Origin of the sequence: Brevibacterium aurantiacum, from assembly GCF_003932995.1 — a bacterium.
Lineage (GTDB): Bacteria > Actinomycetota > Actinomycetes > Actinomycetales > Brevibacteriaceae > Brevibacterium > Brevibacterium aurantiacum.
Genome location: NZ_CP025333.1, coordinates 1832266 through 1851493, shown reverse-complemented (window position 1 = coordinate 1851493; position 19228 = coordinate 1832266). Strand labels below are relative to the sequence as shown.

16 protein-coding genes are annotated in these 19228 nt (G+C 65.0%); 7 read left to right on the top strand and 9 right to left on the bottom strand.

Annotated elements, in window-relative coordinates; genetic code table 11:
• Positions 1–11: 11 nt before the first annotated feature.
• The 6 genes from lysA to CXR25_RS08525 form a co-directional block, all read right to left on the bottom strand.
• Entirely contained in the window at positions 12–1448 is a 1437-nt protein-coding gene (gene lysA / locus CXR25_RS08550) for a diaminopimelate decarboxylase (protein ID WP_069600044.1), read from the bottom strand.
• A complete protein-coding gene (locus tag CXR25_RS08545) occupies positions 1448–2350 on the bottom strand; it encodes a DALR anticodon-binding domain-containing protein (RefSeq protein WP_009884037.1) in 903 nt (300 codons plus the stop codon). Before CXR25_RS08545 ends, lysA begins: the two co-directional genes overlap by 1 nt.
• A gap of 85 nt (positions 2351–2435) precedes the next feature.
• Positions 2436–3611, bottom strand: a complete 1176-nt coding sequence (locus CXR25_RS08540) for an MFS transporter (RefSeq protein WP_029417818.1) — start codon at positions 3609–3611, stop codon at positions 2436–2438.
• Between the two features lie 45 nt (positions 3612–3656).
• Positions 3657–6206 carry an FtsX-like permease family protein gene (locus CXR25_RS08535; protein WP_125240522.1) on the bottom strand — a complete coding sequence of 850 codons (2550 nt, stop codon included), beginning with the start codon at positions 6204–6206 and terminating at the stop codon, positions 3657–3659.
• The gene (locus CXR25_RS08530) at positions 6203–6958 is read right to left on the bottom strand and encodes an ABC transporter ATP-binding protein (protein WP_164514376.1); all 756 of its coding nucleotides are present in this window, start codon (positions 6956–6958) and stop codon (positions 6203–6205) included. The genes CXR25_RS08535 and CXR25_RS08530 overlap by 4 nt, the downstream gene beginning before the upstream one ends.
• Positions 6959–7221: 263 nt before the next feature.
• A complete protein-coding gene (locus CXR25_RS08525) occupies positions 7222–8472 on the bottom strand; it encodes a site-specific integrase (RefSeq protein WP_101598497.1) in 1251 nt (416 codons plus the stop codon).
• 313 nt (positions 8473–8785) lie between these two features.
• On the opposite strand from CXR25_RS08525, the gene CXR25_RS08520 reads away from it, so the two are divergent.
• Both CXR25_RS08520 and CXR25_RS08515 read left to right on the top strand, forming a co-directional pair.
• Positions 8786–9001: a helix-turn-helix transcriptional regulator gene (locus CXR25_RS08520; RefSeq protein ID WP_069600040.1), complete on the top strand. Its 216-nt coding sequence runs from the start codon at positions 8786–8788 to the stop codon at positions 8999–9001.
• 2 nt (positions 9002–9003) lie between these two features.
• On the top strand, positions 9004–10854 hold the full coding sequence (locus CXR25_RS08515) for a DNA primase family protein (protein ID WP_162619327.1): 1851 nt from the start codon (positions 9004–9006) through the stop codon (positions 10852–10854).
• 572 nt (positions 10855–11426) lie between these two features.
• On the opposite strand, the gene CXR25_RS08510 is transcribed toward CXR25_RS08515, so the two are convergent.
• Positions 11427–11699 carry a helix-turn-helix domain-containing protein gene (locus tag CXR25_RS08510; RefSeq protein WP_069600038.1) on the bottom strand — a complete coding sequence of 91 codons (273 nt, stop codon included), beginning with the start codon at positions 11697–11699 and terminating at the stop codon, positions 11427–11429.
• Positions 11700–11763: 64 nt separating this feature from the next.
• Between CXR25_RS08510 and CXR25_RS08505 the strand changes: the two genes are divergently transcribed.
• The 4 genes from CXR25_RS08505 to CXR25_RS08490 all read left to right on the top strand — a co-directional run bounded on the left by CXR25_RS08505 (position 11764) and on the right by CXR25_RS08490 (position 16398).
• Positions 11764–12519 (top strand): hypothetical protein, encoded by a 756-nt coding sequence (locus CXR25_RS08505; RefSeq protein WP_069600037.1) that lies wholly within the window; start codon positions 11764–11766, stop codon positions 12517–12519.
• 185 nt (positions 12520–12704) lie between these two features.
• Positions 12705–13202 carry a hypothetical protein gene (locus tag CXR25_RS08500; protein WP_069600036.1) on the top strand — a complete coding sequence of 166 codons (498 nt, stop codon included), beginning with the start codon at positions 12705–12707 and terminating at the stop codon, positions 13200–13202.
• Between the two features lie 622 nt (positions 13203–13824).
• Complete coding sequence (locus tag CXR25_RS08495) at positions 13825–14223, top strand: hypothetical protein (RefSeq protein ID WP_125240521.1); 399 nt, start codon at positions 13825–13827, stop codon at positions 14221–14223.
• Positions 14224–14229: 6 nt separating this feature from the next.
• Entirely contained in the window at positions 14230–16398 is a 2169-nt protein-coding gene (locus CXR25_RS08490; RefSeq protein ID WP_069600034.1) for a prolipoprotein diacylglyceryl transferase, read from the top strand.
• An 8-nt stretch (positions 16399–16406) separates the two neighbouring features.
• Here CXR25_RS08490 and CXR25_RS08485 read toward each other — a convergent pair whose 3' ends face one another.
• Together CXR25_RS08485 and CXR25_RS08480 are read right to left on the bottom strand one after the other, a co-directional pair.
• Positions 16407–16985: a recombinase family protein gene (locus CXR25_RS08485; RefSeq protein WP_069600033.1), complete on the bottom strand. Its 579-nt coding sequence runs from the start codon at positions 16983–16985 to the stop codon at positions 16407–16409.
• A 416-nt stretch (positions 16986–17401) separates the two neighbouring features.
• Positions 17402–18187 (bottom strand): (S)-acetoin forming diacetyl reductase, encoded by a 786-nt coding sequence (locus CXR25_RS08480; protein ID WP_069600032.1) that lies wholly within the window; start codon positions 18185–18187, stop codon positions 17402–17404.
• A gap of 441 nt (positions 18188–18628) precedes the next feature.
• Here CXR25_RS08480 and CXR25_RS08475 point away from each other — a divergent pair, with 441 nt between their 5' ends.
• Complete coding sequence (locus tag CXR25_RS08475) at positions 18629–19228, top strand: recombinase family protein (RefSeq protein ID WP_069601332.1); 600 nt, start codon at positions 18629–18631, stop codon at positions 19226–19228.

The window sequence follows — 19228 nt, the reverse complement described above, 5'->3', positions numbered from 1 at the left end:
TTCTATGGCACTCACACACGTTCTCCGGCGTTCATTCCCGGATCGCTGCGCAACATCTGAGAGTAGTCCTCGGGGGTCACGATCCACTCAACCTTATCCGTTGTCACGGCAAGGACCCCGGGTTTGGGCAGGTGGTTGTAGTTGTTGGCCAGCGACCGGCAGTAGGCACCGGTGCTCGGCACCGCGACGAGGTCGCCGGAGGACACATCGGATCCCATGTATTCGTCACGGACGATGATGTCACCGGACTCACAGTGTTTGCCCACGACGCGGACGATGACCGGCTCGGAACCGGAGTTCCGATTTGCCAAGGTACACGAATAGTCGGCGTCGTAGAGTGCTGTCCGAATGTTGTCGCTCATCCCTCCGTCGACGGCGACGTAGGTGCGTACACCGTTATCGGTGTCGACCTCTTTGACGGTGCCGACCTGATAGAGGGTGAACATCGACGGGGAGACGATCGCACGCCCGGGCTCGATGGAGATCCGGGGAACGTTCGTGCCCAGTCCACGGCACTCCTTTGCCACCACCTCGGCGAGCTCCTGCGCCATTTCGGCCACCGGGATCGGTGTGTCCTGTGAGGTGTAGCGAATGCCGAAGCCGCCGCCGAGGTCGATATCGGGCAGGTCGACACCGTGCTCTGCCATGATCTCTGCTCGCAGAGCCAGAACACGGGCGGCAGCGACCTGGAATCCGGAGATGTCGAAGATCTGGGATCCGATGTGCGAATGCAGTCCGTCGAAACGCAGGTGCGCGGAGTTCGCCACAGCCTCGGCGGCCTTCGCCGCGGTACCGGCGGAGACGGAGAGTCCGAACTTCTGGTCCTCATGCGCCGTGGCGATGAAGTCGTGGGTGTGGGCCTCTACTCCCACCGTGACGCGCAGCATGACGGGAGCCAGGACTCCACGTGCAGCTGCGATCGATTCGAGGAGGGAGATCTCGTCGAGGCTGTCGACGAAGATCCGTCCCACACCGTAGTCAAGGGCGTATTCGAGCTCGGCAGCGGACTTGTTGTTGCCGTGCAGCCCGACCCTCTCCCCCGGCACACCGGCGGCGCGCGCCACCATCATCTCTCCCAAAGAGCACGTGTCCACGCCCAAGCCGGACTCGTGAACCCACCGTGCTACGGCGGTGCACAGGAAGGCCTTCCCCGCGTAGAAGACGTCGACCCCGGCCAGTCCCTTGTCTTCGGAGAATGCGGCCGAATATGCGCTGACGTAGTTCTCGGCGCGGGCCTTGAAATCGGCGACGTCCATGACGAGCGTCGGGGTGCCGTAGCGTTCGGCCAGATCGGTGACTGCGTGCCCGGCGATGGTGAGGACACCGGCGTCGGACTTCGTCACGTTGTCCGACCACAGGCTGGGCAGGAGCGCGTTGACGTCATCTGGGTAGGGCAGCCACACAGGGGCGGGGGTGGCGTGCATAGTGCCGGCGATGTGGGCAGGCATTACATCCTCTCCGGGGCGGAAACGCCCAGTAGTGAAAGTCCTGTGGCCAGGACGATGATGGCGGCTCGGTCAAGGACCAGCCGGGAAGCGTGAAGGCGTGTGATGTCCTCATCGAGAGTCGGTGTCACCGGGCATGACTGTGTCCAGTCAAGGAACAGCTGGGAGACGGCTTCGAGGAGGAAGGCGATGCGCTGGGGCTCACCGGCGGATGCAGCGCGCGCTGTTGTGGCGATGAAGTCCGCCAATGCCGCAGCCAGTGCCGTCTCGGTGTCATCGCTCAGTGCGGTGGGGTCGAACGCCCAGCCGTCGATGCCCGCCGCGGCTGCACGACGTCGGATTCTGCACGCTGCGGCGTGCGTGACTTGGACGAAGTGCACCGGGTTGTCCGGGTGGGCTCTGCGCCACTGTCGGGCATCGGGAAGATGCGCTGATGCCGGGATCTCGCGTGCGGCCATGTAGCGGCGGATGTCGGTGCCCATCGTCTGCTGCCGGGGCTGGCGCTCTGTGCTGGAGGAGATGCGCTCATCGATGATGGCGTCGATGCGTGCTGCAACACCTTGCTCGGGTCCGAAGTGGTCGTCCGCGGCGACGATGTCCGCGGCGATCACGGCGAGAGCACTGGGGGTGAGCGTGATGTTGAGGAACCCGGGTCCAGCGACTTCGACTTCGGCGATCGAAGCGTCGTCGTGCAGCCTGGACGCGATCTCCACCGCCAGGCTCCGCGAGTCGGTGTGCACTGCGCCGGCGCTGCGCAGTGCGATCGGCGAGACCCAGTGCCCGTGTCGCGGTGTCTGCCCTCGGCGAAGGGTCGGTTCCGGAATGCGGTCGCTGTCGATTCCTCGTGCCGAGGCGATGCTCGCCAGCGCGCGCGCCAGAGCGGTCTGCAGAAGTTCCGGGGTCACTCGATCAGATTACTCGTGTCCCGTTGCCGACGACGAATCAGGTGTCATACTCGCCATCCAGGACTCCCTGTCCACAGTGGTGAACTCAGATCGAACCGGGACGACAGGCAGAGAAGCTGACCGCGAACTTCACCGCGGTGGAGACAAGCACCACGGCGTAGGCAGGCCACATCGAGTCAAAGCTCTGAATCAGAAAAGCGAAGACCAGTGGTCCTGTCGCGGCCATCAGATAGCCGCCGCCTTGGACGAAGCCGGACAATGCGGCAGAGGCTTCGGCACTGCGTGAGCGCAGGGTGATCAGGGTCAGTGCCAGAGGGAACGTCGAGATTCCGATGCCCAGCAGGACCGTCCACAGCACTGGTGCGGCCGCGGGGAAGAGCCACAGCCCCAGATACCCGGCGGCCAGACACCCGCAGAAGACTGCGACGATCGGTGAAGCGGTGTGCATCTTCTGAGCCAGGAACGGCAGGACGAATCCGAGCACAAGTGGAATGGCAGTCACCAACGCCAGCATGGCGCCTGCGAAGGCCGGGTCGAAGCCCGAGCGCGTCAGCAGCGTCGGCAGCCAGGTGAAGAGGATGAAGTTGTTGAACGAGGTCAGCCCCGTCATCGTCATCAGGGCCCAGGCACGGCGGGTCTTGACCAGGCGCAGCAGCTCGTTTCCGCCGGCGACCGCGGCCGAGACCTGCGCACGGGGTGCAGGTCTGAGCACCGCGATCACTACCCACACGGCGACGCCCAGCGCCGCGGCTCCGGCCCACACGAGCAGCGATCCCCGCCATTCCATCTTCGACGCCAGCGGCACAGCCACCAGCGGCGGGATGAATGTCCCCAGCTGCAGCAGTCCCACGTGCACGGTCGACATCAGAGCAACGCGATCAGGGAAATAGGACTTCACTATCGGCGGGATGACGACGTTGCCGATGCCCATGCCCAGCAACGCAAGGACGCTGAGGCCCAAGAAGACGGCAGGAGAGTCGACGACCGCGCGCACGCCCAAGCCCACAGTGATCATGATCATCACTGCCGCAGTGATCGTGAGTCCGGAGAAGCGGTTGTACAGTCTCGGCGTGATGAACCCGCTGATGCCGTAGAGCAGGGGCGGCAGCATGCCGATGACGGCCAGGAACGCCGCGCTGAGATGTATGTCGGAGCCCATGGCCCCCAGCAGCGGAGACAGTCCGGTCACACCGGGGCGGAGATTGAATGCGGCGACAACGATTCCGATGACGATCAGAACGGGGGCCAACGCAGATTTCATGCTTGCATTTCTACCATCTTGCCCATCGGCCCCACCTCGGCGGGGTCAGTTCTCCTGCTTGAGACCTTCGACCGGAGACAGCCGTGCCGCTCGTCTGGCGGGGGCCAGAGCCGACAGGAGGCCGGCGAGGATCGCCACAAACAGAATGCCGAGAGTGGCAGGAAATGACCAGTCGACGATGAGCTGTTCGGAGAAGTCATTCGTGATCAGACGGGTGCCGACGATCCCGAGCCCTCCCCCGAGGCAGAGCCCGATGAGCGCTGACACTGACGAGATGAGAGTTGATTCGAGTGCGAGGAGCGATCTCAGCTGTGAGATGCTCAGCCCCAATGCCCGGAGCAGAGAATTCTCCCGCCGACGTTCGCTCACCGACAGGCTCACGGTGTTCGACACCCCGAGCAGAGCGATGAGGACAGCGACGAACAGCAACGCCACCGCGACGATGAGGAGGACGTCGATGAATTCGGAGTATTCGCCTCGTGCCACAGCCGATCCGCCAACCTCGTCACTGGTGACGTCGAGTTCCTCGGCGATGTCCTGCTGGATCCGGAAGATCTCGGCGACCGAGGCACCCGCATCGACTTTGACCAGGACGGCCGTGGAGGTTGCAGACACGCCCAGATCGTTGCCGACGTCCGGGGTCGTGAAGAACACCTGACTCGACTCGCCGGCTTTGGCAACCGCAATCGTCGCCTCTGTCAGCCCCTTGACGGAGATGCTCTCAGCGTCATAGTCGCTGGGGACGAGAACCTTCCCCGGCACCGGTGCTGCGGCGCCCTCGCTGAGCACGGTCCGTGCGGAATCCGGATCGATGACATAGAGCTCGGGGGTCACGTCCCCCTCATCGCTGAGAACCTCAGCCCGGTGTGCGACGACGACGGCTTCGACACCTGCGATGTCACGCACGCCGTCGACGGTGTCACGGTCCAATGTGGAGTCGAGTGGAACGGCGATATCGACCGGATAGCGCTGGTCGAGGCCGAAGCTCAATGTTGCCTTCGTTGACATTCCACCGATCAGAATCGTCGCCACCAAGGTGACACCGATGACGAGTGCGGTCGCGGTTGCCGCCGTTCGCCGGCGATTGCGCAAGGTATTCAATGTCGCCAGGCGTCCCGGAATTCCGAACGGACCGAAAGCCAGATCACCGATCGCGGCGACGATCGGGGGAATGATCACCACAGAGCAGAGGACGATCCCGAAGACGAGGAGAACACCGCCGAGTGCGCCGCCCAGAATCCACACCGGAGAACTTTCGACCAGAAGGAGCGAGGCGATGAGGGTCACGATGCCGAGTCCGATGCTCGACCACCCGATGATGTGTCGCAGGCTGCTGTGGCGTGAGGGGGCCAGCGCCTCGTCGAAGGGTTGAAGTGCCTCAAGCGGTGTGACTGCGATGGCGCTGCGGGCCGGTCGGATGGTGGCCAGCACCGTCAGCAGGACCCCGACGACGATACCGATGAACAGGGAGGACAGCGGGATGTGCAGGCTCAGGTAGGCGAACTCGTTGGGCCAGATCCGCTGCGCCACCGCGGCTAGGCAGAAGCTGAATCCTGCCCCGACAGCCACCCCGAGGACCGATCCGAAGAGTCCCACAACGGTTCCCTCGGTGACCACAGAACCGTAGAGCTGAAGACGTGAGGCCCCCAGGCAGCGCAGCAGGGCGAGTTCTCGCCTGCGTCCGGCGACGATCACAGAGAACGTGTTGGACACGACGAGTATCGCCACAATGACGGAGATGCCGGCGAAGACCAGCAGCAGTGAGGTGATGACGTCATTGCCGCCGGAGAGGCGTTCGGCTTTGACGTCGATGGCGTCTGCGACCGACAGCGCTTCCAGGCTCCCGCGCAGATCTGAATCGTCGATCGTCGCCTGCAGTCGGGTGAGCACAGCAGCAGGATCGGCACCGTCGTCCAGAGTGACCTGGATTGCGACGACATCTCCTTCCTGGGCGAAGTACTCCTGATAGCTCGCCGAGGTGGTCAGTGCACGATGGGTGCCCGTAGTCGCCGGACCGCTGCCCATCTCAGCCAGTCCGACGACGGTGAACATCGTGTTGCTCTGGCTCGGTCCTCGATAGACGGGCATCGAATCGTCCTCGGGCCCCAGAGAAACGGAATCGACGGAGAATCGGATCTCGTCGCCGATGCTCGCACCCAGTTCCTGGGCTGTCTCCGCGTCCAGGACCAGATCGGTGATCGACTCGGGTCGAGTGCCCTCGGTGATGGTGAAGGTGTCAAGGTCTGGATCTGCAGGTGCTGGTGTCAGAGCGAAGGTGCTCTCGGAGAACGACTGGCCTCGGCCGGTCGTCGTCGTGCGCGCGTTGACAGCCACGGTGTCCACGCCGTCGACCTGCTCCAAGGGCTCCGTCACGGGAGCGACTTCCTGACCGTTGACGAAGTCGTCCTGGCTGGGAATGACCACAAGATCGGACTCGGAGAACGTGTGGCCCACGGAATCTTTGAGGCTTGTCTGCAGGGACGAGCTGATGATCAGCGTCGAGGCGACGAAACCGGCAGCCAGCGCGATGCCGATTCCCACCGCGATGAATCGCGCCCAGTGGATACGGATCTCCGCCAGAGCGACTGAGATCACAGGTCGCTCAGTTCGCCCAGTGCAGAGACCACGGATTCCTTCGTCGGCTGGTGAACCTCTCCGCCTGCACGACCGTCTTTGAGGAGCACGACTCGGTCCGCGTGGGATGCGGCTACGGGATCGTGGGTGACGAGAATGATCGTCTGCCCATAGCGGGTGGTCGCTCCGTGCAGGAGAGCCAGCACTTCTGCTCCCGCCTGCGAATCGAGGTTGCCGGTGGGTTCGTCGGCGAAGATCACGTCGGGACGTGTCAACAGAGCCCGGGCAACGGCCACACGCTGCTGCTGGCCTCCGGAGAGTTCGTGCGGGCGGTGTTTGAGCCGGTCCCCCAGCTCGAGACGGTCGACGACCTCGGCTTTCCACTCGGGGTCGATCCGCTGACGAGCCAGAGACACGGGCAGTTCGATGTTCTGTTCGGCGCTCAGCGTGGGAACCAGATTGAACGCTTGGAAGATGAATCCGACGCGATCGCGGCGCAGCTGTGTGAGTTCCTTGTCATTGAGGCCGGTGATGTCCTGCCCGCCCATTGTGATGGAGCCGGAATCCACCCGGTCAAGTCCCGCCAGGACGTGCATGAAGGTCGACTTCCCCGAACCTGAGGGACCCATGATCGCACTGAACCTACCGGCTTCGAAGTCCACGGAGATATCGTCGAGTGCTGTCACAGCGGTTTCGCCTCGGCCGAAGGTTTTGCGCACGGATTGTGCTCTGAGCACGACATCGGCGCTCTTCGCGTCCGCAGGAATCGTCATCACGGCCTTCATCAGCTGGTTGAGGTTCGTTGGGATCCAGCTTAATCGGTGGTAACAGAAACCGCCCACCTCAGGACATGAGGAGGGCGGCAGATGGTGCCCGCGACAGGATTCGAACCTACGACCTTCTGCGTCGCCGGTAAGTATAGTGGCTAGTGGGAGCTGACATGGGTAAAACCGCAGTTCGAAAGCTCATATCGGCAACTACTCGCCGACATCAGCTGACGTGAGTTGATAGCGATAGACGCGACTCATTGCGTACCTCAGTGCGTACTCTCAGTGCGTCGGCGCTGCGCCTCGAGGAGCATCGGCCCGACCTGCCCGAGATCGGTGTAGTGCTCGCGGCTGACAGCGGCGGTGTGACCGAAGAACGCCGTGCGGGCAACCTCGGGCACGCGATCCAGATACATCGTGTTGAGGGTGGCTCGCCAGACATGCGAGCGCTCGGTCATCAGCTCGGGGATCTCGTACTCGACGGCCCACTCCTTGTAGAGCTCGGCGATGGCCTTCTGGGCGTTGTCCTTGTCCCAGAGCTTCGTGCGGTCAGCAGGACTGCCGATGACGTAGCCGATGCCCTCGCACGCCTGCCGGTGGGCCTCGACGACCTCGATCACCCTCGGGTCCAAGAAGGGCACGACTCGGGAAGTATGGTTCTTCGCGATCTCCGAGGGCACAGCGATCGAGGGGCTCCCCTGCACCTCGAGGACACGATCCCAGGTGAGCGTGCGCACCTCGGTGATGCGCAGGCCCATCGTCATCTGGATCAGGGTCGCGATACGGACGTTCTCTCTGCGGGCCACGCGGGCCTCACGGGTCACAGGGCCGCGTCGGGGCGCTGCTACACCCTCAGCGGTATCCATGGCCAGCAGGCCCACGAGGAGGCGCTCGTGAGCGGCAGCGTCGATGGCGACGCCCCCGCGGGACGCCTTGGCCGAGGTGAGGCTGCGGTCGAGGTCGAGCCGCTCCCCCGCCAGCGGGTTACCACTCAACACCCCCTCGCGGACGAGCGGGCGCAGGATGTACTTGGAGAGGACCGCCCGGGCGTGATCGGCCGTGCCGGTGCCGTGGGTGCGCGCGATGTCCTGCAGGCAGGCGTGGAGCCTTCTATAGGTGCCTGCGGTCACTATGGACATGCCGGCCAGGGCCGCCTTGTGGGGGTGGCGGCCACAGCGCCCGAGGATGAGGTCGAGCGGCTGGAGATACCGCGTCTTGGTGCTATCCCTGAGTGACGGAGACTCAGTGATCATCGGCCGGCTGACCTGCTCGATGAAGGCGCCGATGTCATCCGAGGTCTTCCACGCCGCTCCCTGACCGGTGGCGAGCAGCTCTCGGGCCGCCTCCCGGGCTCTCGCGCGCACCTCCCCCTTGGTCCGCCCCTGGGTTCGCTTACGGACGGTCGTGCCGTCGTAGAGCCTGAGGCTCCAGTCGAGGGCATACCCGCCACGGTGCGGTCGCGGGGGGACACGGTCGATGGACGACTGACCAGGCTGCAGGGGCGCGCGCGAAGTACTCATACATAAAGCGTACCTTATGTAGAGGTAGCTATCGTGAGCACCACGGGTTGACACGGCTTGACACGGGTGGGTAGGATCGCAGGCATGAAGTCGATCCGCAAGGGTTGATGGATAGCTGGCACGTTGGCGTCAGACCTGGGGGTCGCGTCAATAGGGGTCAGGAGGCGGAGGGCGACACAGGATGCCCCCGCTGGACGAGTAGCCGGGCCCTCACTAAGGGTCAGTCGCGGCGGAATCGCCGTAGCGCATTGATGCGCCGCCGGATGTCGGTACCCCGGAGCCCCCGATCATTCTTTGATCGCAGAGGTTCCCCATGTCAGATTCCCCCATGCGCCCCCGCGCGTACTCCACCACCGATGCCGCCAAGTATCTCGGCATCAGCCGCCACACGCTTGAGGCGTGGCGCGTCCAGGGCCGCGGCCCTGCGTACCGTCGCCTGGGCACCGGGCATGCAGCCCGTGCGATGTATCTCGTCGAGGATCTCGATTCATGGATCGACTCGCTCGAGACCGTGGGAGGTGGTCGCTGATCATGACGACGAAGAAGAGCGCCCCCGCCGCTAGGACCGGCGAGGGCGCAGAAGAGCTTGAAACGATTCATGACAAGTCTAGTGCGCCGAGCAGTGAGGGGTCAACGTCTTCGGACGATGGGCTGTCGCACGTGCTGCCGGCCACGCGCACGTTCCTCGGAGCCTCCGACTCTCTGTCTGAGATCGAATCCGAGATCGTCCAGGAGCACTGCGCCCAGGATGACGTCACGTGGGACGACCACCGTGCCAAGGACGTCCGCTTCCGGGCGTCGGCGGTGCGGTCAGCTTGGCGTCGGCTCAACGGCGCCAAGCAGGCTTCCCTCTACGAGCGGCTGCCCGCTCGCCTGGTCGCCGAGATGATCTTGGCCTTGCGGGAGGTGCGCGTGATCGAGTGGTCCGGCACCAGTCGCAGGGCTGACGACGACTCCGGCTTCCTGGCGGTTTATGACGAGGAGACGGGCATCTACGAGTCCCTCTCCGGCAACGACTCTCTGACGCGACTCGTCCACTACCTCGAGCCTACGGTCGACAGCAGGGGCGTGGTTGAGGTGAGGAACAGGCTGCGCACGGGAGCGGAGTGGGTCACGGAGTGCGCGGAGGAGCATCTGATGCCGTTCGAGAATGGCGTCTTGGACTGGAGGACCAAGGAGCTGCTTCCGCACTCACCCGATCGCCCGTTCGTCCGCCGCTTCCCGGTCAGGTGGGTGCCGGACGCCCCGCTGCCGAAGATCACCATGAGCGATGGTGAGGTCTGGGACCCCGAGTCGTGGATGCGGAGCCTCACGGTGGACGGGGACAAGGAACTCGTCGAGATGCTCTGGGAAGTCGTCGGGGGCCTCTTCCGGCCGTCCGTGCTGGGGGGCAGGATCGTCGCGCCCTACGGAAAGGGCCGGAACGGCAAGGGGACGCTCAGCCGGCTGCTGAGCAACCTCTGCGGCGGGCCGGCGTACGCGCCGAACCTGTCGATCTCCGATTTCGAGAAGGAATATCACACGTCGCAGATGATCGGCGCCGTGGCGGTGCTCGGCGACGAGAACGAGGTGGGTGCTTATTACAAGGACCTCTCGGTACTCAAGAGCGTGGCGACCGGCGACACGTTCCCGATCAACGCGAAGTTCAAGGATCCGATCACGTACCTGTTCCGCGGGCTGGTCTTCGAGCCGCTCAACGAACTGCCTCGCTTCAAGGACGGGACGTATTCGATGTTCCGTCGCTGGCTGTTCGTGCCAATGCTCTGTAACTTCACCGAGGGCGAGCGTCCTGAGATCAAGAAGGACTACCTGGGCCGCCAGGAGGTGCTCGAGTACGTCGTGCACCGCGTGCTGACGATGAACTACGAGCGCGTCCGCGAACCGCAGGCGGTGCTGGATCTCAAGGCCGAGGTGATGGTCGAGAACGACCCGGCGCTGGCGTTCTGGGAGGAGTTCGGCGATGTGTTCGTCTGGGACCTGCTGCCGGTCGCGTTCCTCTACGACCTGTTCGCGGCATGGTGGAAGAAGACGAACCCGTCGGGCTCGGCTCTCAGCAAGACGGCCTTCTTGAAGAAGCTCAGCGACGTGATGGCGACGAACGACGACTGGGAGTTCGCCAAGGCCGTCCGGCCCAGTGGTCGGATGGACCGGTCGGAGACGCTCATCGCGAACTACGACCTCAAGGACTGGTTCAACCCGGCGTACGACGGGCCCGACTCGTTCAGGAAGTCGATGCCCGCCCTCGCGTCGACGTACCGGGGCTACGTGCGCACGGCTGCCAGTCCGGCACCTGGGGCCACTGCGACGGCAACGCCGTACCCGCCCCATCTGATCCACCCGGCGCTGGCCGCGATCGACAAGGAGGAGGAGCAGGCGAGCTGATCGTCTACCGAGCAAGGGGCGTCCCGTGGCTGTGGCCATGGGGCGCCCCTCGTCGTGTGGGGCTCGGGGGTAGGAGGACTACCTGTCCGGCCCTGCGGGCCGGCGTGAGGGCACATCACCAAGGGCATGCCACGGGGCTGCCCCATCGCTGGTTCCCCTCCGTGCTGCGTCCCTGGCTCTGTGCCCCCTGTGAGCGGGCATCCCGGCCCGCAGGGCCGGCTACCCAGTGGCCCGGGCCGTCAGGCCCGGTCTCGTGGGGAACCGCGGTCGCCCAGCGATGTTGCGCTCTTGTTGCGCTATGTTGCGCTCATGCGCAACAGGTCTTTGCCCAGGTCAGGCGGTCTTTTTTCCTTCATGTTGCGCTGTTGCGCTAAAAATCCAACCTACGTGTAGAAGTACCCTCCCTGCCCGTCAGGGAGGGGGTAGGTGTACTCCTTAGAGAGGTTGGCGAAATCAGCGCAACAGCGCAACAGCGCAACATCGAGGTCGGAACACCTCTGTGACCTGGGGTTTTATCGTGGTGGTCATGTTGCGCTGTTGAGGCCGGAGCGCAACACGAGCGCAACACACCCCTACTTCTCGACCAGCGGGGTGGGGCGGCCGACGGCCTTCGGGTGCCTGGCGCACACCGGGGCGACGAGGTCTGGCAGGGGCACGCCGAGCGCGTGTGCGATGCCGTGGAGCGTCGAGATCCTGGCGGCGACGCGCCCGGCCTCGATCTCGATGATCGTCTTGCGGTGGACGCCCGTGGCCTCAGCGAGGCGGTCGATGGACCAGCCCCGCTCCTTGCGCTGGTGGGCGACCTCGACGCCGAGGGCGCGGAGGTCGGGAGTGGGAGCAGGCATACCTTTCAGCCTGCGCTCGGCGCTTATTTTGCACAGTCACCTAAACGCGCCTATTCGAGGTAATGTGGGTCGTGACAAATCGTCCCTGGCCGGCACGGTGGGTGTCCGGCTCCCCACCCTCATCGAGGAGATGATCATGTGCACGACCGCTACCCGTACGACCACCCGTCGAGCTGCTCTGGGAGGTGTCGTGGCCGCCGCCCTGCTGCTGACGAGCGCCTGCGGCTCCGACAGTGACGAGGCGGCTCCTCCGGCCTCTGGGGGGCAGCCGGAGCAGACCGAGTCGTCCTCTGCCTCCGACAGCGGTGGCGACGCCGAGGAGGGCGCTGAGACGTACACGGGCGGCGGGGCGATCAGCCCGGTGCGGTTCACCGCGACCTCGCCCGACGGCGAGCAGGTCGAGGTGCAGTTGCTGGGGATGGCCGACATCAAGGCCAAGGGGATGACGGACACTGCGTGGCTCCCGCAGACCCGCTACGACGACGCCCAGGAGTGGCTGGACGAGCTCGTCAACGGCGAGCAGATCACGCTCATCGAGGACCCCGCCTCGCCGGAGGAAACGACCGAGGATGGTGCCCTGCTGCGCTACGTCGACTCGACCGGGACGAGCGCGTACATCGACAGCGACGACGTCGCCGTCGCCCTCATCAACTTCTACGGAGGGGTGGCAGACAACGACGAGAAGTGGTCTGGCCTCGAGCGCTACGACGAGTACGTCGAGGCGTCCCTGACAGCCGAGGAGCGCAACGGCGGACTGCTGGGCGAGAACGAACTTGTCGCGGTCATCGAGGACGGCAGCGGGTACGAGTACAGCAAGTGAGCATCCTCGAAGGACAGCCCCGCATCAGCATCGGTGCGGGGCTTTCGCTTTCCTGATTGGGGTATTCGTTGAGCTACGTGCATGCACTCTCGTTGAGACATTAAAACGTTCTTCGTGTAGCTCTGCACGGGGCCCTCGTGGGACCATAGAAGCACAGAATGTGTCGACGAGATGGAGTGAATGTGATGAGTGGAGAGACCGGCCTCAAGAGTCTTGAAGAGCTGCGTGCGGAGATCGCCAAACAGCAGGCCGAGTTGGAGGCGAAGGAGCGCCAGGCCGCCGAGCTGGAGGCTGAGCGTGAGCGTCGCATCGACGCCTCGTTGAAGTACGCAGGGCGCAACCGTGTGCGGGCAGTTGAGACGCTTGCGGAGCTGCTGGATGTTCCGGCGATGCCTCCGAAGCAGACTCGCGACAAGGACGGCAACCTCGTTCTGAAGAAGGACGGTACGCCCAAGGTGCGGTTCATCGACCGCGACGAGAGCGACCGCATGGCACGTCTCGTCGAACAGGTGAGGCTGCTCAAGAAGGCTGCCGAGGATGCTGGCGTGTGGCCGCCCGAGGGCGCGCTCGGTTCCAGGGACCAGGTGCCTGCGCCCGCCGCTGAAACGCTCAGCGATGGGGCCGACGACTCGATGGTGGACAGCTTGTCGGACGACGACCTCGTCGGGATGCGGAGCGCGTGACGCTGCACCGTAGGGTCGCGTACGGCAGATGCCCGGTATCGCCTCGGCGGTACCGGGCATCGTCATGTCTGGGCGGCTCGAGGGCATCGAGGCTACTGCCGCCCTTGAGACGAGGCGCGCTCGCGCGCCGAGACCGTCACGCGCCGCAGGCGCGGGGGGAGTCCAGATGGGGGCGGAGCCCCCTCTGGCCAGCATCCTCCCGGCCGAGCGAAGCGAGGGAAGTGTATACACGGGAGGATTGCTGGCTATCGTCTGTCGAGGCTTCTATGGCAGCTGCTATAGCAGGGAGCGTCGTCTGCTATAGCAGGGCGTCTGTGTAGCTGCTATAGCAGGGCGCCGTGCGTCGCGGTCATGGGTATCGCGCGCGGTGCATTCGGGTTAGAATAGTGGCGGGTGCGATTGGCACGCGTGTAGAAGCGCACCCGCCCGGCGAGTAGGTACGAGCCGGGTCCGGCATACATAGGCGGCACGCAACGTCAGCGTTGTGTTGCGAGCCGAGAGTGTGATTGCCGTGAGTGCCAAGGCAGACCCCCAGATGAACGTCCGTTTGTCGCCCGAGGATGTGGCGCAGCTTAAGCGCGTGGGGGCGATCGAGCCCGCTGTGCGGGGGCTAGGCGCTGCGATGCGTCGATTGATCCACGCGTCCATGCAGCCGGGCGGCAGTGTCCCTGTCGAGGCGACCCTGGACGTGGTCGCTGATGATGACTCCCGCCGTGCAGCGCGCATCCCCGCCGGCGTCGACGATGCGCGTGCCCTGCGCGATGCCGTGCTGCAGACCCGAGACGATCTGCGTGCATCCGTCGCTGGTCTCGAGAGTCAGGCGCGAGCCCAGGGTCATCTGCTCAACCAGATCGCCCGCGCATGCAACGGCGCTGCTCGCCACGGAGTCCCGACGGGATTCGATGAGCACCAGATCGCCGCGCTGAGCGACGAGCAGGAGCGTCTGTCTCTCGCCGTCGTGGAGCTGGCGTCTGTGGTCGATAAGAAGATGGCGGACCTCAACCGCAAGACGAGGCGGTGATCGGCCATGCAGAGCAAGATCATCCCTACCGATTCGACGACCGCGACAATCCGGTACGTCATGTCGCCGAAGGTCGGCAAAGCACAGCGGGTGGAGGAGCGCGTCGCCCAGGTGTATGCCCAGCACTCTGGCATCTCGACGGCCGCGGCCGACTTCCTCGACCTCCGACAGGAGCACGGCCAGCAGGGCAGGATGCGCAAGAGCAAGGGTCGCTACTACGAGCCTGACGATGCTGCTGAGGCGACGCACCTCAAGGTCGGGAAGAACTGGCGGCCGGCTCGTCCCGGTGAGACGGCGACGCATGTCCGTGTCGCACCGGAGAACAAGTACGAGCTCTGCCACCAGGGCTACCACATGGAGTACTCGTTCGCGCCGCATGAGGTGAACCCGGATGATCCGCAGCAGACGGCCGAGGCGTTCCGGTTCGTCCAGGAGAGCCTGACCGAGATGTATCCGGGCGAGCAGATGCTCATGGTCGGTCAGACCGACGCCGAGGGGTCCGAGGCTGCGCGCGAGCGTGGCGAGGGCGGCAAGTACCACGTCCACGTGGTCATCAACTCCGTGATCGCCAAGGACATGGTGGTCGAGGGTGAGCGCTACCGTGCGGGGCAGCGCCTGCGGGGCACGCTGACCGACATCGACGAGCTGCGTCGTCGTATGGACGAGCGGCTCAATGAGCGCCATGCGGAGTACGGCCTGCCCGCCCAGACTCTTGCCCCGGTCGGCAGCGAGCAGTACGAGCGGGGTAAGAGCGATCCTGCGACGTACTGGGCACGTCTCAAGGGAAAGCTCACCGACAAGGAGAAGGTGCGTGAGGGTGCCGACCTGGCGATCGAGCACATGTCGGTGACCTACGCCGGATCGCTGGCCGGCCTGGATCGCAACGATCGGATGCGCACCTTCAGCGACACGCTCGAGGCAGTCACGGATGGCGATGTGACGACGTCGCTGCGCGAGACGAAGGCTGGCGACGTGAAGCTGCGCAGCTTCAAGGTCGTCGGTCGGAGCAACCCGTTCGCGAAGCGGTCGCTCGGCCCCCGCTTCGGAGATGACGGAGTGCAGGACCAGCTCGAGCAGGTCGCCCAGGGCACCTGGGAGCGTGTGGCCGCCCACCAGGATCTGACGCACCTCCCGCCGCGCGAGGTCGGGCAGCTGCCGGGCGTTGAGCGAAAGCAGCTGCTCAAGGACCTCGAGGCGCTGGCCGTGAATCATGGCCGGACGCCCGTGGCCAAGGCACCGGCGGTCAAGCCGCTCGAACGTGAGGCGCCTGCCGTCTCGGCCCGTGATCGCGCCTCTGCTGCCCTCGATGACCTCTGGGCCGAGCAGCAGGCACTGGACACCCCCGAGAGCCGCGCGGCCCTGGACCGTGACATCCGCGGTGGAGGACCTGATCCTCTCGCTACGCAGGGAGCTGAGAACAAGGACGACGACCTCGAGGTCGCACCGCGCCGTCGGCGTCGGTCGAGGACCGACGAGGACCGTGACCGCGACGAGACGGCCCCGACGGTCACGGAGCCCGTGCAGTCCCCGCAGACGGATCAGGAGCCCCTCGCGGCACCTCCTGCCACCCATGAGGCTGCTGAGCCATCTGAGGCCCGTCAGGATCCGCGGGCGTACACCCGGCCGCGTGAACCGGAGCAGCCGAAGAAGCCGGAGCCCTTCGAGCACAAGAAGATCGACGGTCTCTACGGGATCGACAAGAAGGGCCTCGAGCTCATCGCGCGGCAGAGCGCGAAGCAGCCCTCGATGGTGGACTTCCAGCTGCGGGCAGGCACCGATGCGGCCTACGGCCAGCACGGCCTCAGCCTCCATCAGGCAACGAGTCCGTCGGGCAAGAAGCACGGCTTCATCCAGATCAGTCGACAGAAGGTTGCCGAGCTCGAGCAGGCCGCCGGCGACAACTACGTCGATGTCAAGGGCGATCGTGTCTCCGGTGTGGTCGCAGATGTCACCTACAACGAGAAGCGGGGCCTGTGGCTGCCGAGCCGCTTCGGCAAGTCGGAGCTCGAGCCGGTCACGCAGGACACCATGCGTCAGCAGGTCGAGGCGCAGCGCGAGGCGCGTGAGCAGGGCCTGGTGTCCCTGTCGCGTCGCGCCAAGCTCGACGAGCAGGCCCGTCGTTCGACCATCGAGATCCCCCGTGACCATGACCGTGGCTACGGGCTGGGCGGCTAGGAGACGACTCAGGTGGTCGCGTAGGCCCCGGAGCCGCTCAGGGCGGCGTAGAGGGTCGTGCGGGACACGCCCAGCTCCCTGGCCACCCGAGCATGGGCGACGCCCGCCTCGACCCGCTCACGGGCCTCGGTGATCTGCTCGGGGGTCAGGCGCTTGGTGCGGGCGTACACGCCCTTCTTCTTGGCGATGGCGATGCCCTCGGCCTGGCGCTCCCGGATGGTCGCCCTCTCGAGCTGTGCCATCGCGGCCAGCACGGTGAGCATGAACTCCCCCTGGGGCGTGTCCGTGTTCAGCGCGGGGTTGTCGATGAACTCCACCGAGACATCCTTCTCCCGCAGCTGCTCGATCAGGGCCAGCAGATCAGTGGTCGACCTGGCCAGGCGATCTGGCGACTTGACCAGGACGGTGTCGCCGTCGCGGACGTATTCGAGCATCCGGGAGAGCTCCGGCCGGTCCCGGGTGTTCTTCCCGCTGGCCTTCTCGGTGAAGACCTTGTCGGCCTTGGAGAGCGCCTCGAGCTGCCGATCGAGGTTCTGGTCGGCCGCACTGACCCGCGCGTACCCGATGATCTTGCCCGTGCTGTTCATGATGATCTAGACCCCCTGTGCGTATGTGTCCATAATACTCGGAGTGGACCCTGTTGAACAGTCTCTGAGTGCGCGTGGCCCTGCTGTTCATCGGGTACACCTCGCTGGACAGGTGCTCAGCTGGTAGGTGACCACACCTCCCGATGCCCGGTGTGTGGCTTTCGGCGACAAGTGGCGGTCTTCTGGGATCGCTTGGTGGCGGCGCCGACCATGGGCTCAGGCGTGCCCGCAAGAGGATCCCCCTAACGGCGAGGATCCCTAGAGCAGGCCAGTCGCAGGCTCATCGGTTGGAGAATTGCTTCGAGATACCGGAGCCTCTCCTTTGAGGAACACCTTGCCGCCGTTTCGAGACGGTCTAGTTGCGGGTACGAAATGGCGGGCCAAACCTGAGGTTCGGCCCGCCAGGGTAGGGTGCGTCAGTTGAAGACCATGCCTCCATCGACGACGATCGACTGGCCAGTGATGTAGTCAGAGTCCGAGCCGGCCAGGAACGAAATGACGTTGGCGACGTCCTCGGGCTCCGAGAGCCGGTCCAGGGCGATGTCCTGGGTGAACTGCTCCCATCCCCACTCCTCCGGCTGTCCGGCTGCCTCGGCAACTTCCTTGGCCAGGTTCTCCATCAGCGGGGTACGGACGATGCCCGGGGCGTAGGTGTTGACGGTGATGCCGTACTGGGCCAGGTCCCGTGCCGCCGTCTGGCTCATGCCCCGGACGGCAAATTTGGTCGCCGAGTACAGCGGAATGCCCTTGTTGCCCTTGTGGCCGGCCTGCGAGGCAGCACTGATGATCTTGCCACCGTGGCCCAGTTCCTTCAGCTTGGCGGTAGCTGCCTGGATGCCCCAAAGGACACCCTTGACGTTGAGGTCGAAGATCTTGTCGAAGTCGGCCTCGGTCGCGTCCTCGATCGAGGTCTGCGGGGCGATGCCGGCGTTGTTGATGATGACATCGAAACCGCCGAGCTCGCTGGCGGTGGTCTCGACGGCGGCGAAGACGCTGTCACGGTCGGTCGCATTAACCTCGACGGCGATGGCCCCGTTGCCCTTGCCGCCAAGGCTGTCGGCGACCTCGGTGGCGGTCACGGTGTTGAAGTCACCGACGGCGACCTTGAAACCGTCCCGGTGCAGGCGCTCGATCGCCGCCCGGCCGATGCCCTGACCGCCACCGATGATGAGGGCGACCTTGCCATTCTCCTGACGTGCCATGTGAAATCACTCCTTGATGAAAGAGCACTCTCTGTGCTGTTCAGTACAACAACTTCAGGTTAGCACTATTCCCTGTCATGGGTTCGCTGGAAATGACCTCATGTCCAACGAGCCGCCGGAGCCACCCGCCGAACCGGGACTGCAGTAGCCGGGTTGGCCGGTGAGCCCACTCGTGTTGCCTCGGCAATCGGCGCACCCATCCACCCGCTTCCATAACGCCACTGGGATGCTCACCGTCCATGGTCATCATCCTGCCCCGAGCGCCGGCAGACGCTGCATCGAGTGTCTTATTAATGGACAGCTTTACGAGACACGCGGCCGAGCGGCGGAAGAGCCGTCTCGAGCTGGGCCGTTAGCGGCAAGGAGTGTCTCGTGAAGTCGTCGCACTGCGTTCCGTCTCAGATCTTCCGGGTCGGGTACTTTGTGAGGCATCATGTGGCGATGAGGCTTCTGGGGTACACGCGGGTGTCGACGGCGGGGCAGGACCCGGCGTTGCAACTCGACGCTCTCCTTGTTGCCGGGGTGCAGAAGCGGGATGTGTTCTCGGACGTGACGTCTGGGGCGAAGAGCGCGGCGGAGCGTCCGGGCATGAAGAAGCTCCTGGCTTACGCGGAGCCTGAGGACACGGTGGTGGTCTGGCGGATCGACCGACTGGGCCGGTCGCTGATCGACGTGCTTAACACCGTGAACCTGCTGCGGGACCGCGGCGTGAAGATCCAGTCGGTCTCCGACGGGATCGACCCAGACACTTCGTCGGGCCGGCTCATGCTCGGGATGCTGGCAACGCTGGCGGAGTACGAACGGGAACTGATCACCGAGCGCGTCAACGCTGGAATCGCAGCAGCCCGGTCCCAGGGTACGAAGTTCGGCCGGCCGCCCGTGAACCCGGAGGTCGTGGAGCGCAAGCTGGCGATCGCCGCCGAAGAGAGAGCGAAAGGTCGCACCGCTGAGGAGGCGGCGCGCCTGGTGGGGTGGTCACGGGCGACGCTGTACCGCCACCAGCGGGACGCTGCCGCTCGCGAGAGCATCGCGCAGGCGTGA